The organism is Lawsonibacter hominis (assembly GCF_014287895.1).
Taxonomy (GTDB): Bacteria; Bacillota; Clostridia; order Oscillospirales; family Oscillospiraceae; genus Lawsonibacter_A; species Lawsonibacter_A hominis.
Genome location: NZ_JACOPP010000048.1, coordinates 1 through 13,064, shown reverse-complemented (window position 1 = coordinate 13,064; position 13,064 = coordinate 1). Strand labels below are relative to the sequence as shown.

General features: G+C 56.2%; 16 protein-coding genes. 12 read left to right on the top strand and 4 right to left on the bottom strand.

Annotated elements, in window-relative coordinates; translation table 11 throughout:
* The 4 genes from H8S57_RS17145 to H8S57_RS16215 form a co-directional block, all read left to right on the top strand.
* The coding region (locus H8S57_RS17145) for a hypothetical protein (RefSeq protein ID WP_207723840.1) at nt 1-256 on the top strand (256 nt) is incomplete at its 5' end.
* A 376-nt stretch (nt 257-632) separates the two neighbouring features.
* Nucleotides 633-1,295, top strand: a complete 663-nt coding sequence (locus H8S57_RS16225) for a hypothetical protein (RefSeq protein ID WP_186909007.1) — start codon at nt 633-635, stop codon at nt 1,293-1,295.
* Nucleotides 1,296-1,430: 135 nt separating this feature from the next.
* Nucleotides 1,431-1,754, top strand: a complete 324-nt coding sequence (locus H8S57_RS16220) for a DUF6809 family protein (RefSeq protein ID WP_186909006.1) — start codon at nt 1,431-1,433, stop codon at nt 1,752-1,754.
* 109 nt (nt 1,755-1,863) lie between these two features.
* Nucleotides 1,864-2,238 carry a DUF6550 family protein gene (locus tag H8S57_RS16215; RefSeq protein WP_186909005.1) on the top strand — a complete coding sequence of 125 codons (375 nt, stop codon included), beginning with the start codon at nt 1,864-1,866 and terminating at the stop codon, nt 2,236-2,238.
* A gap of 83 nt (nt 2,239-2,321) precedes the next feature.
* Here H8S57_RS16215 and H8S57_RS16210 read toward each other — a convergent pair whose 3' ends face one another.
* A complete protein-coding gene (locus H8S57_RS16210) occupies nt 2,322-3,215 on the bottom strand; it encodes a Fic family protein (RefSeq protein WP_186909004.1) in 894 nt (297 codons plus the stop codon).
* A 135-nt stretch (nt 3,216-3,350) separates the two neighbouring features.
* Complete coding sequence (locus H8S57_RS16205) at nt 3,351-3,710, bottom strand: winged helix-turn-helix transcriptional regulator (protein ID WP_186909003.1); 360 nt, start codon at nt 3,708-3,710, stop codon at nt 3,351-3,353.
* Between the two features lie 110 nt (nt 3,711-3,820).
* On the opposite strand from H8S57_RS16205, the gene H8S57_RS16200 reads away from it, so the two are divergent.
* Nucleotides 3,821-4,261 carry a flavodoxin family protein gene (locus H8S57_RS16200; RefSeq protein WP_186909002.1) on the top strand — a complete coding sequence of 147 codons (441 nt, stop codon included), beginning with the start codon at nt 3,821-3,823 and terminating at the stop codon, nt 4,259-4,261.
* A 212-nt stretch (nt 4,262-4,473) separates the two neighbouring features.
* Here H8S57_RS16200 and H8S57_RS16195 read toward each other — a convergent pair whose 3' ends face one another.
* Nucleotides 4,474-5,343 carry a hypothetical protein gene (locus H8S57_RS16195; protein WP_186909001.1) on the bottom strand — a complete coding sequence of 290 codons (870 nt, stop codon included), beginning with the start codon at nt 5,341-5,343 and terminating at the stop codon, nt 4,474-4,476.
* Nucleotides 5,336-8,416, bottom strand: a complete 3,081-nt coding sequence (locus H8S57_RS16190) for an RNA dependent RNA polymerase (protein ID WP_243204872.1) — start codon at nt 8,414-8,416, stop codon at nt 5,336-5,338. Before H8S57_RS16190 ends, H8S57_RS16195 begins: the two co-directional genes overlap by 8 nt.
* Before the next feature lie 169 nt (nt 8,417-8,585).
* Here H8S57_RS16190 and H8S57_RS16185 point away from each other — a divergent pair, with 169 nt between their 5' ends.
* The 7 genes from H8S57_RS16185 (at nt 8,586) to H8S57_RS16155 (ending at nt 12,997) form a co-directional block, all read left to right on the top strand.
* On the top strand, nt 8,586-8,795 hold the full coding sequence (locus H8S57_RS16185) for a helix-turn-helix transcriptional regulator (RefSeq protein WP_186909000.1): 210 nt from the start codon (nt 8,586-8,588) through the stop codon (nt 8,793-8,795).
* On the top strand, nt 8,795-9,250 hold the full coding sequence (locus tag H8S57_RS16180) for a helix-turn-helix domain-containing protein (protein WP_369807648.1): 456 nt from the start codon (nt 8,795-8,797) through the stop codon (nt 9,248-9,250). Before H8S57_RS16185 ends, H8S57_RS16180 begins: the two co-directional genes overlap by 1 nt.
* 83 nt (nt 9,251-9,333) lie before the next feature.
* Entirely contained in the window at nt 9,334-9,621 is a 288-nt protein-coding gene (locus H8S57_RS16175) for a hypothetical protein (protein ID WP_186908999.1), read from the top strand.
* Between the two features lie 157 nt (nt 9,622-9,778).
* Nucleotides 9,779-9,943, top strand: coding sequence for a hypothetical protein (locus H8S57_RS16170; RefSeq protein WP_186908998.1), 165 nt, complete (start codon nt 9,779-9,781; stop codon nt 9,941-9,943).
* A gap of 123 nt (nt 9,944-10,066) precedes the next feature.
* Nucleotides 10,067-10,333, top strand: a complete 267-nt coding sequence (locus tag H8S57_RS16165; RefSeq protein WP_186908997.1) for a hypothetical protein — start codon at nt 10,067-10,069, stop codon at nt 10,331-10,333.
* Nucleotides 10,308-11,510, top strand: a complete 1,203-nt coding sequence (locus H8S57_RS16160) for a tyrosine-type recombinase/integrase (RefSeq protein WP_186908996.1) — start codon at nt 10,308-10,310, stop codon at nt 11,508-11,510. Before H8S57_RS16165 ends, H8S57_RS16160 begins: the two co-directional genes overlap by 26 nt.
* Complete coding sequence (locus H8S57_RS16155) at nt 11,474-12,997, top strand: tyrosine-type recombinase/integrase (RefSeq protein ID WP_186908995.1); 1,524 nt, start codon at nt 11,474-11,476, stop codon at nt 12,995-12,997. Before H8S57_RS16160 ends, H8S57_RS16155 begins: the two co-directional genes overlap by 37 nt.
* The last annotated feature ends 67 nt before the right edge of the window (nt 12,998-13,064 follow it).

Sequence of the window (13,064 nt, the reverse complement as noted above, 5' to 3'; positions counted from 1 at the left end):
CGACCCGCCGACCAATTCAGCCGGTGGAAATCGGGAAGAACAACAGGATAGAACAAGCAACATTATTCAATTTGAACTCGGCTGGAACCCGCATGGTTCCAAGGGTTTCAGCCGTTTGGTACTCCGCATAGGAAACCTGATTTCGAATCATTACACCAACTTGGATGATGACGGTAAATCAGGGACGATAGCGGTAACTACGGAACCCCAAAACACACCTCTCAAAGTGGCCGTCAGATGGCTGCTCTCATTATAGCCATTTTCCCGCAAAATTCAAGCCGTGGAAATCGGGAAGAACAACAGGATAGAACAGACCCCAATTCACGATTTGAACTTGCCCGCAAACCCGCATGGTTACTGGCTTTTCGGCAGTTTGGACTTCCAAAGTGGAAACATGATTTCGAGTCATCTTGGTTACGACCGCTTTGCTACATCTCCGTACTGTATTTCCATGGCTTTGCGGTTTCCCGACCGGTTGAGGTTGGTGTGTAAAAACCGTATGCAAAGCGAAGAAAATGATATGTCGAATTCACATAAGCACCATCTTGACTATCCATCCAAATATGATATATTAAATTTGAAATAATTAAACAATTTCCGAGTTTAATATATCAAAAGAGGATGTAGTAGTGATGCGTGTAACCTACATTGATTTTATCTGCGATGCGTTGAAAAAAGCGTCCGTAGGTATGCCAATCTACACAAGCAAAATTGCAGCAGAGCTTGGAGTCGCATATCAGCTCGATAGCAAAGAAGCATCTGCGGCTACCGCTGTTGCAATAAAGAGGATTATGGATAGTAAGGTCATCCCCGAACTGCGTTGTTACCAAAAAGGAATCTACTATCTGACAGCTATTACTCCTTTCGGAGAAGCCCGCATCAATCGAGAACAGCTTATCGCTGATAAATACCTCCTGCCGGATATCGGTTATGAAACCGGCTTTACTGTAATGCATCACTTGGGGTTAACCTCACAGATGCCCCGCCAAAGAACCTTGGCGACTAATTTAGCGAAGGACTCTGCAAGAACCGACAAAAAGCTTGATGTCATTATCCGGCCTCCAAAAACAAAGGTCACTGCAGAGAATAAAGCATATTTGCAGGTGCTTGATGTACTGGAGATGTTGGATAAAGCTCCCGTTGACAGTAAACAGCCTTACGAGATCATCTCGAAGTACATTCTCAGTCAGCAACTCCGATATGGTACGTTGTTGGCCATCGCAGATAACTTCTATAATAAAAACACAATATTGCGACTTGCTCACACAGCAAGTGCCGGAGGTTTGATAGGGTGATATAGAAGTTCGACAGCAATGGCTTCGACTTGCAGTTCAAATAGCCATGTCCGCTCGAATTTTTGCGTAGAAAATGTTTTAGTAGCTATTCTCGCCAACTTGTGATATGTGTTTGTGTTGCAAGGAGGCGAGCGCATGAAATACGAACTGCTCAAAGCGATGTACGACTGCTTCTACATCCCGCCAGAGTTGCCGGGGGCAAAACAGGAAGTTGAAGACTGCCACCAGGCGCTCATTGACCGCTTGGACAAACCGGAGCGCAAGCTGGTGCTGCAGATCATCGACGCAAAGGACCGCATTGCAGAGGATACCTCCATCGACAGCTTCATCTCCGGATTTGAGCTGGCATGGAAACTCTCCGCAGAATTGAATCACTACGAAAACGAGCGCTCAGTCTCTCGCCGCATGGCGTTGGGACTGGGCGCTCGTTTCACATGCAAGAAGGAGGAAAAACAATGAAGAAGTTCATCGTGATGACCGTGATCACCGCCTGCCTGGCCCTATGTGCCGCCGTGTGGCCGCAGACTGAAGTGGTCAATAAAGTGCCCACACCAGCCCAACCCCCGCCGTGAGCGCCCCAGAGCCGCCCGTTGCGGAACTCAAAACAAAAGTTGAAGCTGCACCACAGACAGAGAAAGGAAAGGCTGAGATTTCGCAACCGGAACTACCTCAAGAAGTCATCCAAGAGCCGGAGCCCGTGCTCACGGAACCCGCCACAGCTCCCGAACCTGTTCTGGAGCCAATGCCTGAACCGATACCTGCGCCGGAAATCACCCCCGCCTCGGAAACCACGCCCGAACCCACACCGACAGTCATCGACTCGCAGCCCGGCGACATGGTCTATGTGCCCGGTTTCGGCTGGCTGGAAAGCCAAGGCCCTAACCATGTTGATTACGCCGAGGACATGTATGAGAACGGCAACAAAATCGGCATCATGGGATAAACGAATCCCCGGTTCAAATCTCGCCTCGCAGACAGAAAAGCAGACGGTTTCGTGGTGAAACCGTCTGCTATCTTTTTCTAAAATCAGTCCTGCAGCATAGACAGATACATGTCCAGCCGCTCGTTGATATAGCCAGCGAGCAGCTTTTCCATGGCGGACAAGTTGTGCTTCATGTGGTACTCGTCGAAGGCGTTGTAGTAGGCAAGCCGGTCCGTGAACTTGATGTCAATGGGGGGATAACCGGCCTTCATCAGCTCCAGGTTGACCAGCAGCCGTCCGGTACGTCCGTTGCCGTCGATGAAGGGATGGATGCCCTCAAATTCAATATGGAACCGGGCCAGTCTGGTCACGATGTGCTCGGTGCTCTCGGCATAGCGCATCATCAACTGCTCCATGCTGGGCTGGATCAGGTAGGGCTGCACCGGCTCGTGCTGCGCGCCCATGATGCGGACGGGAACCCGGCGGTAGACGCCCCGGTCCTCCTTTTTATCAGCCAGCACCAAGTAATGGATCTGCTGGATTACCCGCTCGGACAGGGGTTCTTGCTTCTGCACCAGTTCCCGGGCGAAATCAAAAGCCTCCTTGTGGCCGACGGCTTCCATGTGGTCTTTCAGGGGCTTCCGGTCGATGGTCAGCCCTCGCAGGACCATATCGGTCTCTCGGAGGGTCAGGGTGTTGCCTTCGATGGCATTGGAGTTGTAGGTGTACTCCACGGTGAATTCTTCCGTCAGCCGTGCCACCTCGCCCTCGGTCAGCGGACGGCGGGTATCCAGTTCGGCCTTCTTCCGGTCGATCATGTCCAGGAGGCTTTCCGCAGACTTGAACCGTCCGTCGGCGGGCTTCACGGCGTCCACGGGGATCTTCCACCCGCGCCCTTCCTGAAATGCACCGGGGATCTTCCCCTCGGCGCAGAGAATGCGGACACGGCGGTCAGACAGTCCCCATTTTTCCGCGGCCTGCTTTGCAGTCATGAACATGAGCATCCCTCCAATCTTCTAAAGGAAGTATACCACCTTTTCGGAACGATAACAATGCTGTCGGAATAATATCTTGGGAATTATCGGAATAATGCACTTTGCAACATAACAAGGAAGCAAGCGCTCGCACGAAGCTCAATCCAAATTGTTCTCGCCCCATTTGGCCAGCTCGCAGAAAACCGGCAGCAGGGCTTTTCCTTTGTCTGTCAGAGAATATTCCACATGGGGTGGGATCTCATTGAACTGCTCCCGGTGAACGATGCCCAGTTCTTCCAGATCCCGCAGCGTGGAGGTCAGCATGGTATTGGTGATGCGGGGCAGCGCCTTTTTTAATTCTCCAAAGCGGTAGGAATCCTTTTTGCACAGCTCGTAGAGAATATGCGTGCGCCATTTACCGGAAAGCAGCTCCAGCGTCCTGCGCATGGGGCAAGTCTCGGACGGCTCCTTGCTCATGATCCGCTGTAAATATTCTTCCGGTGTCATATCCTTTTTCATGGGTCCCTCCCGGTATCATCGAATGTACTAAGTACTATGATTATGCGTACTTGAACTCAGTTTTCGTCCTTAGTATAATTTATATACCAAAGAAATTCAAGGAGGAGCCTATGAAAACCGCGATTGTCTTTTATTCCAGGCACCACGGCAACACCAAAAAGCTGCTGGACGCTATTGCTGAGAAATATCCCGTTACCCTGATTGATGCCACGAAAAATCCTTCGCCCGACCTGAGCGGGTATGATGCCATCGGTTTCGCGTCCGGTATCTACTATTCCAAGTACCACAAGAGCGTACTTAAAATTGCGGAGAATATTCCCGCAGGCAAAAAGATTTTCTTCCTCCATACCTACGGTGCCAAGAAGGAAGGCTACTTCAAGTCCATCGAAGCTGCCGTTTCCGGCAAACAGGCCGAGATCCTCGGCGGATATGAGTGCTTCGGCTTCAATACCTTCGGCCCCTTCAAGCTGATCGGCGGCATCGCCAAGGGCCATCCCGACAGCGATGAGATCAGCGGGGCAGTGAAGTTTTACGAACAACTCTCCAAATAACAGACGGGGGACGTGCCATGCGGTGCGTCCCCCGTATTTTTGCCTGTATTGCCGCAAGGGAAAAACGCAGGATCTCTTTACTTTTTTGCATAGTTACCGCCAACGGACGCAGTTCAAATCCTGCGGGGCAATAAACAAGGAAAACATTTTTCAAAATTCAGACAGATAAATCAGCGGGACAGGCCGTGATGGCCTGTCCCGCTGTCTTGGTATTATGGCAAATATTCTGCCGACACACGGAAACGGCTGACGCCGAAGGAATTGCTCCGCTCCAGGATTTCCGCCGGGATCTTCGGCAGCTGCTTCTTGCTGAAGCTGGTATCGCCGAAGTAGGCGTCGAAATTGGTGACCGGCAGGACCACCCACTCGCAGTCCTCCTGTTTGTTGGCGAGGTAGTAGGAAATCAGGGTGCAGACGACCTTGGCCGGAACCTCTTTCGGCAGTACCGCTTCGATTTTCTCTGTTAATTCAGGCGGAAGCTCCGGCTCCTCCCTGCGCAGCGGACCGAGCTCCAGCGCGTCGGCGAGGACATCGTCAAAGCGCAGCGTCCAGGCCCCCTTGGTCTGGGACGAAAAAATTGGGATCTGATACTGCATTACTTTGTTTCGCCACGCGGCGGCAAACTTGGCTTGAATGATCTCCGCATTTTTGAGCGACGTGCTTCGCACCTTCTCCGGATGCGTCAGCATGAAATCCGCGACGGCCAGGACATGGCGGAGAAACCAGCCGGTCCCGTCCGCACCCACCAGCTCCGGGAACTCCGGGCGCAGTTCCGAAAAGTCCGTCCTGAACTGCCATTCGTCCTTGGGTGCTGTTTTGTCCTGCTCCGGAGCGCTGCACCAGGCGCAGAGCGCCCGGCGGGCGTAGGCGATCCGGTCACGGGGATCGCCCAGAGCGACCGCTCCGCTTTTGTCGTGGAACAGATACCCCCGGGCCAGGATGGTCAAGATTCTCGCCATTCCCTCAAACTCCAAAATCGTGACAAAGGTGAACCGCCCCAGATAGGTGGTATCGCTCTTCCTGCTGGCGGTATAGGAAACCGTCCCGGTGTATGCGCAAAACTCTTCCCATTCGTTAATCATGGTCCACCTCCAGAACATTTTTCTCAATATACTCCGGCAGCAGATCCCACAGCAGGTTTCGTTTGCCCAGGGCCACCACATAGCGCACGGCCAACGCCGGCTTCACGATAGCGGTCAGCAGCTCCCGGCACTTGTCGGTCACCGCGTCACGGTAGCTCCGGGAAGCGGACTTGCCCGCAAAGGCGCGCATCATGGCGGTGAAGGCTTCCGAGTCGCTCTCCCGGAACAGCCGCTTTTTCTCCTTGCCGATGTTCTCGTTCTCCATATCGCAGACAATGTCGCCGAGGACGCGGTAACCGCCGAAGCGGAAATCGGTCAGCAGATCGTAAATATCCTCAAACTCCGGTTCCGGCAGCCATTCCCGCAGGAAGGCCTCCCGCGCCTCTTCGTCCATGAGGTGCCACGCCTGCTCCCGGATCGCCTGCTGCAAAGCGGACACTTCCTCGGAGGGCAGATTGCCGAACAGGGCATACAACTCGTCGGAGTCATATTCATCTTCCTGCCCTCTGGCGTACAGGATGCGGTCCACATCGGTCTTCCGCTTTTTCTCTTTCACAGGAACACGGCAGGCGCGGATGCGGGAGAGACAGGCGTCGTAGTCCCGAAGCAGCGCCTCCACCGCCGCCAGCATGTCGGCGTCCAGCCGCTCCTTCCAGTCCGACTGCTGGGCAAAGGAAAACAGCTCCTCATCCTTGGCGGGCTTCGCCTTGATGCGCGGCGTGTTCTTTTTCAGCTGCTGGGCCAGATACGGCAGGCGCTCCACGTTGGAGTCCACCTTGCTCCAGTCCACCTTCTTGAAAAACGCCTTGAGCTTGGCCGCGTGGGTGGGCTCGTACCAGGCGCGCCGGGTCTCCGCCTCCTCCACCAGCGCTTTGTACTTGAGGAAGTCGCTGCGCTTGACGGTCTTCCGGGTCAGGTACTCGTCCAGGTCGGGACGGATGCCGCTCTTGGCCGAGTCGATCTCCAGGCCGGTGAGGATGGCCAGAGTCTCCGTCTCCTCCCGACAGCGCTCCCGCTCCTCAGCGTCGGAGTTTTCGTTGTAGGCGATGATGCTGCGATCCAGCGCGGCGTTGCAGATCTGGCCGACGCGGGAAGAAAAGGTGCTGCGGACGGTTTCAAACCGGGCCTCCCAGTCGTCGGCATTCCGGATCTGGGGCTGGGCCGTGGGGATCATCAGCAGCGGAATGTTCTCTGTGTTGGTAAGGGACTTGTGTTTCTCGTAGCGGTAGAGATCGTAGTTGCGGCGGACACAGGCGTTCAGGATCGGGTCAGATATGGTCTTGATCATATCGCCGTCGTAGTCAGCGCCGCCCAGCCGCTCCGCCGCCAGCATATTGGAATCCACCATCACCACATCCGTCAGATGACCGAAATAGTGATGCCGCATCTGTTTTTTCTCTTCCTTCGCATCATAAAAAGAAAGCTGTAGTTCTTCGTTGCGGGCAATATGCGGATTGCGCAGCAGCGTGCAGGTGTCGCCATGGACATAGGCCGCCTGCGGTGTATAAAAGGAACTCTCCGGGAAGTGGTCAGTCATGGCGGCGCTGTAATAGAGCCGCTGTCTGCGTTTGCGCGGCAGAGCAGTCGAGATCAGAAATGCCAGGAAGTCCAACAGGTCACCGGAGAGATAGCGGTTGTCTCCCGTCACGATCAGACGCCCGACGGCGTACTGCTCCACGATTTTTTCAGCTTCGTCCTCCAACCGCTTGGTGTAAACCGGTTCGTTGATAAAGCGCGGATTCCTTCTCAGCACAGCGGCAAGGATCTGATCTCTGCCCTGGTGCCGCTCCCACCAGCCGACCCGCTCCTCTTTCTCCAGAAAGTAGTCCTTCCGAAACTGCGGGTTTGCGCGGAGATTATAGTACCGCAGCTCCGTCTGCTTAGTGAGCCAGTTCCGTTCGTCCTCCTCCGGGCTGTGATCCCAGCCGTCCGGCAGATCGGCGGGGCGGAACTCGTCGCCATGGATGGAAACCGTGGTCAGGAATTGATAGTTCAGCTCTGTGGTCTGCTCCGGTTTCTCCTTGCTGACATTGGTGATGTACAGGGCGTGATGATGCCGGCGGAAAGCGTCCCAGTAGTCCTCCCAGTTCATGCCGCTGGCGGTGAGCCAGCCGTATCCCTTGAACATACTCCTGGTGAGGATGATGTCCACATCCCTGACAGAGTGCTCCACGCCCCACAGATCGGTGATGGTGTCCGTCCCGCAGTGGGTCAGGAAGTCCTTGAAGTCCACCTCGTGCAGCATGCCCTTCACATACGGCATACGGATTTGGAACGAGGTGTGGACTTTTTTCCCGCAGAGTTTTTCGTCCACGACGCAGGCGTACTGTTTGGAGATCAGTCCCTCGCCGTCAAAGCAGGTGATTTCGATGTCCTCTTTTTTCTCAACCCAGTGGTATTTGCGGGTGCTGCTCTGGGTGCCGTCGTCCTCTACGGTGATGACGTTGACATTCCGCTCTGTGCGCGTCGGATTGTCGATGACCACCACCCGGTGGGGCCGGTCAATTTCGATGCCGTCGATCCGCATGCCGCTGGACAGCATCAGGCCGTTGTAGGCGTAGAGCTTGCTGAGCTGGCAGTCGCCGATGGTCATGTCCATCATGATACGGCGGCGCACCGCGTCGTAAAAATCCTCCCGGATGAAGGACAGCCGCGCCTGACGGCTCATGCTGCCCGAGCGTTCGAAGGCCAGATAGCGGTGCGCCCCGGAGCTGAAGTCCAGGCTCACTCCCTCGGGGCGGAACAGAGCATTGGCCTTCTCCTGCCGGACCAGATATTTCTTTCTGGCTCCGCTCCGGTCGAAGATGCCGGAGAAGTCCATATAGAAAATGACGTCCGAGAGATCGGTGACCAGTTGCCCGCTCGCCGCTCCGGTAAAGGCGTCGCCGTGCAGTGCGCACATGATCTGATAAAACAGCGCGCTGTCGTCCTGCTCGTGGGGCACCGTGAGCGATTTGCATTTTTCCGTCTCGGCGGCGCTGAGATGGAACACATACGCACCATCCTGTTCTCTGCCATAGCTGATTACGGCTCTGGCGGACAGTTCGTAGATCTTATATTTCACCAACGGCATCCGCTCACCTCCTGATGGTTTCATTTTATCACAAAGCGTTGAAAATGAAATATGGATACTGCTCCCACTTTTTTAGTGGGAGCTTTTTGATTTCTGTATTGCAGAGGAGGAAATGACAAATGAAGTTCTCAACCAACCGTCATCATAACGCAAAGGAGGTGATCCGCCGATGAGAGAATCCACATTCACCAACTACGATCAGCTGCCGCTGTTCCTCAACGCGAACACGGTGGCCCAGACCCTGGGCGTGTCCATCTCCAGCGCCTATGAGCTCATGCACGAAAAGGGGTTCCCCGCACTGCGGATCGGCAGCCGCATGGTCGTGCCCAAGGAAAAATTCTGTCAGTGGGTGGAAGATCAGCTGGGAGGTGATGCCTGATGTTCCAACGCTGGCCCAAACGCGATCCCGAGCGGGACTTCTTCATGGTACCCAACGAAGTCTTCTGCCTCGGCCTGAACTACGGCGAGATCGCCGTCTACACCTACCTGCTCCGGTGCGAGGACCGGGAGACCTACCAGTGCTACCCCAGCTACCGCACCATCGGTAAGTCGGTGGGAATGTGCGAAAACACGGTGCGCAAGAACACGCTCAGTCTGGAGGAGAAAGGTCTCATCTGCACCGAGCCTACCATGATCACCACCAAGGATGGTCGTCCCCGCAACGGCAGTCTGCTCTATACCATCCGACCCATTCAGGAAGCGCTGAACAGTTACTATCAGCGCCAGCTGGCACAGGCTGAGGAAGCCGCGGCCAAGGCCCGCGCGGCGAAGCAGCTGGCAAAGCTCAACGACCGGAAGCCCATCCATATTGAAAACGAAGGAGTGAGTGCATGATCCAGGAATACTCAAACCGTCTTGTTGACTGTGACCCTATGACCGTCGCCCGCCGCACTCTGGACACCCGGCGGTACATCCACATGATATGGAATCAGTCCCACGCCGAGCCCATCGACGACGATCAGCTCAATCTGTTTCTCTGCGATGAGCACTACGGCGATCTGACCGATGAGCAAAAGACCGTCGCCCGTCAGGGCCGCGACGAGATGCGCGATGTCTACGGTGCTGCGCTGTGCCGCATGATGCTGTGCGAGGAAATGCTGCGCCGTAACATGGTGGCAGACGTCAATGTCTACCGCAGTGTGTTTTATCCCGAGAGTGCCACGGAAGGAGGTGATTCGCCGTGGATGCTGAACCGGGCGGGATGACCGCCGTTTTAGCCGATTTGTTGCTGACGAAAACGAAGCAGGAGAAAGCCCTGGCGCTTTTCTGCGCCAGGACACTCCACAAATGCCCACAGTGTGGGCTTTTTCAAGGGTTTGCGACCGGGGACAAAAGGACGCTCCTTGGGGAGCGTCGGCCCCTATGAAACGCTCCGAGCTGCCGATTTTCCAGTGTTTCCAAGGGGTTCCGCCGCCGTTCCAACGGAACCTTGACCCGGTTTTGAGCCGATTTGAACGCAAAACAGAAAAAGATGGCCACAGCTGTGGCACATGCGACAACACTGATGAGGCCAAGGAGGGCAAATAATTTTCCGTTCGATTTCAGTACAAGATAAAGGGCCAACGGCGATATCGCCGTTGGCCCGCCCACAAAGCCCCGCAATGCGGGACTTTTTCAGGTATTCAGTGCGCGGTCGGTTTTGCGCTCTGAATGGAAAAGCGCAGTCGTGCTTCTGAAAAAGCAAGACACCGCAAGGGGTTTACGCCATTTTTCATGATGGCAGAAAGGAAAGGTGAAATGGAAGAACAGAACAAGAAGAAAACGCGCGGCACATTCAACATCAGAAGTTTGATGGGAACTGAAAATCTTTCGAAAACCAATAGCTATTTCTGCGAAAGTGTGATAGTTGTTTGTGTTGCCAAAAAGAAAACCAACCGAGGAGGTGCGGCACATGGCAAAGCGAAGACCGTCCGGTGACGGCATGGTGCGCAGGCGGGACGATGGCCGCTGGGAGGGCCGCATCGTCATCGGCCACAAGGAAAACGGCGAGCCGCTGTTCCGCCACGTCTACGCCAAGACCCAGAAGGCGCTGCTGGACAAGCTCCACCAGAACATCGAGTGCTACCGCGATGTGGAGCTGACCGAGGACAGCCGCATGACCCTGGGCGAATGGCTGGACCGCTGGCTCACGGAGTACAAGGAGGGCACGGTGCGCCCCGGTACCCTCACCGGTTACCGCCACTACATCGACAGCTATATCAAACCGCAGCTTGGCGACAAACAGATCTCCCTGATCTCTCAGCAGGACGTCCAGCGGATGTACCGCCGCCTGAAAACGGACGGGCGTGTCCACGAGCATCCCGAACTGGGCCACCAGCTCTCCGACTCCTTGGTCCGCCACATCCACTCTATGCTCCACGCCGCGCTGAAGGACGCGGTGCAGGCGCACGTCATTCCCCGGAACCCCACCGAGGGCACGACAGCGCCCAAGCCCAACTACAAACCCAAGCGCATCCTGACCAGCGCCGAGCTGGACGCCTTCCTCGAGGTGGTGGAGCAGGACGAACTGTGGCGTGACTTCTTCCAGACCGAGCTGATGACCGGCCTGCGGCGGGGTGAGATCTGCGGCCTGCAGTGGAGCGACTTCGACGGAGAGGCCGGGACGCTGAAGGTGTGCCGCACTCTCCACAGCAAGAAGAAGGGCGAGTACACTACCGGCGAGACAAAGACCGGCCAGGGCATGCGCACCATCATCCTGCCCCAGAGCGTAGCCGACATCCTGCGGCGGCGCAAGGCGGATGCCATCGGTCCGTGGATCTTCCCTGACCCGGTGAAACCGGAGGACCCTCTCTATCCCAACGCTGCCTATCACCACATGAAGACCCTGCTCCAGCGGGCGGGCCTGCCCAGCATCAGGTTCCATGATCTGCGGCACACCTTCGCCACCCACGCCCTCACCAGCGGCGTGGACGCCAAGACGCTCTCCGGTATCCTGGGTCACACCAACGCATCCTTCACCCTGGACACCTACACCCACCTCACATCGGATATGCAGAAGACAGCCTCTGGCATCGTGGGCGGCTTCATGGAAGATCTGTTCGGAAAGGAGTTGAAACCGTGGCAAGAAAACGAAAAGCCGGCGACGGAACCGTAAGACAGCGCAAGGACGGCCGCTGGGAGGGCCGGATCGTCATCGGCTATGATGACAACGGCTATCCCAAGACGAAAAATGTCCTCGCTAAAACCAAGAAAGAGTGTGTGGAGAAGCTCCGGAAGCTCAAGGAGGCGTGCGGCGGACTGAAGCCGGAGAAGGTGCGCCCCGAGATGCCCTTTGGGGACTGGCTGGAGTACTGGTACGAGAACCACTCCAAGCCCAAGATCCGCCCCACCACCCAGGAGACCTACGAGAGCCGCATCCGCCTGCACATCGTCCCGGAGATCGGCGACATCCCGCTGAACAAGCTGACGCAGAATGACCTGCAGCAGTTCTACGGGCGGCTCAAGAAAAATGGCCGGAAGCGCTTCACCGAACAATACGGCGAGGGGCTGTCCGACCGAATGGTGCGCATGTGCCACGCCACCTGCCGCTCCGCACTGGAGAAGGCGGTGCAGGATGGGCTGATCCGTGTGAATCCGGCCATCGGCTGTAAGCTGCCGCCCAAGAAGGCGCGGGAGATGCAGGTGCTGACACGGGAGGAGCTGCAGCGGTTTCTTATCCAGGCGCAAGCGGAAGGCTACTACGAATTGTTCCTTCTGGACTTGGCCACCGGCCTGCGCCGGGGCGAGCTCATGGCGCTGCAATGGGATGACCTGAACTTCAGGACGGGCGTGCTGAATGTAAACAAGCAGGTCTACGATGTACGGGGTGAGCTTCAGATCAGCGCACCCAAGACGAAGAACTCCATCCGCAAGATCGTTCTGCCGCCCGCCGTGGTGGAAGTGCTGCGGGAGTACAAGAAAACGGTGGACTCCCGGTGGATGTTCCCGTCTCCGGTGAAAGAGGACTGTCCCCTCACCCCCGGCGTGGTGCGGCGCAGGCTGCAGCTCATTCTGGAGCACGCGGAGTGCAAGCACGTGCGCTTTCATGATCTGCGTCATACTTTCGCAACACTGGCACTGGAGAACGGCATGGATGTGAAGACCCTCTCCGCCATGCTGGGCCATGTGTCGGCGGCCACCACGCTGGACATCTACACCCACATCACCGACGATATGCGGCGTGCGGCCGCCGCCAACATCGACCGGGGTATCGGCAAAGCAACACCGCAGGAGGACGCTTCGGCGCCGGGGCAGGAACCTGCCCCGGCCACACCGAAAAAGCCGAGGATGACCGATTTCAAGCCCTACGTGGGCCGTAAGCGCAAGCCAGGCACCGGCTGCGTCACCGAGATCAACGACCACCTGTTTGAAGGCCGCTACTCGCCCAAATGGCCCGACGGCAAAAAGCACTCCCGCAATGTCTACGCCCACACGCGGGAGGAGTGCGAGGAGAAGCTGAAGCAGCTCATCGTGGAGATGAAGGCCGAAATTGCGGAAGCACAGCGGCTGAAGGATCTGGGCGAAGGAAACGGAGCACCCCCGGAGGGGAAGGTAGTGTCAAGGATTTTGCGCAAATTGGTTTGCAGGCTCTGGAATGAATGAAGTCAGCCAGCAATGGAGGCGTCCTCAACGGCAGCCTCCAGGTGCTTCATATTCATGTACTTTTTGT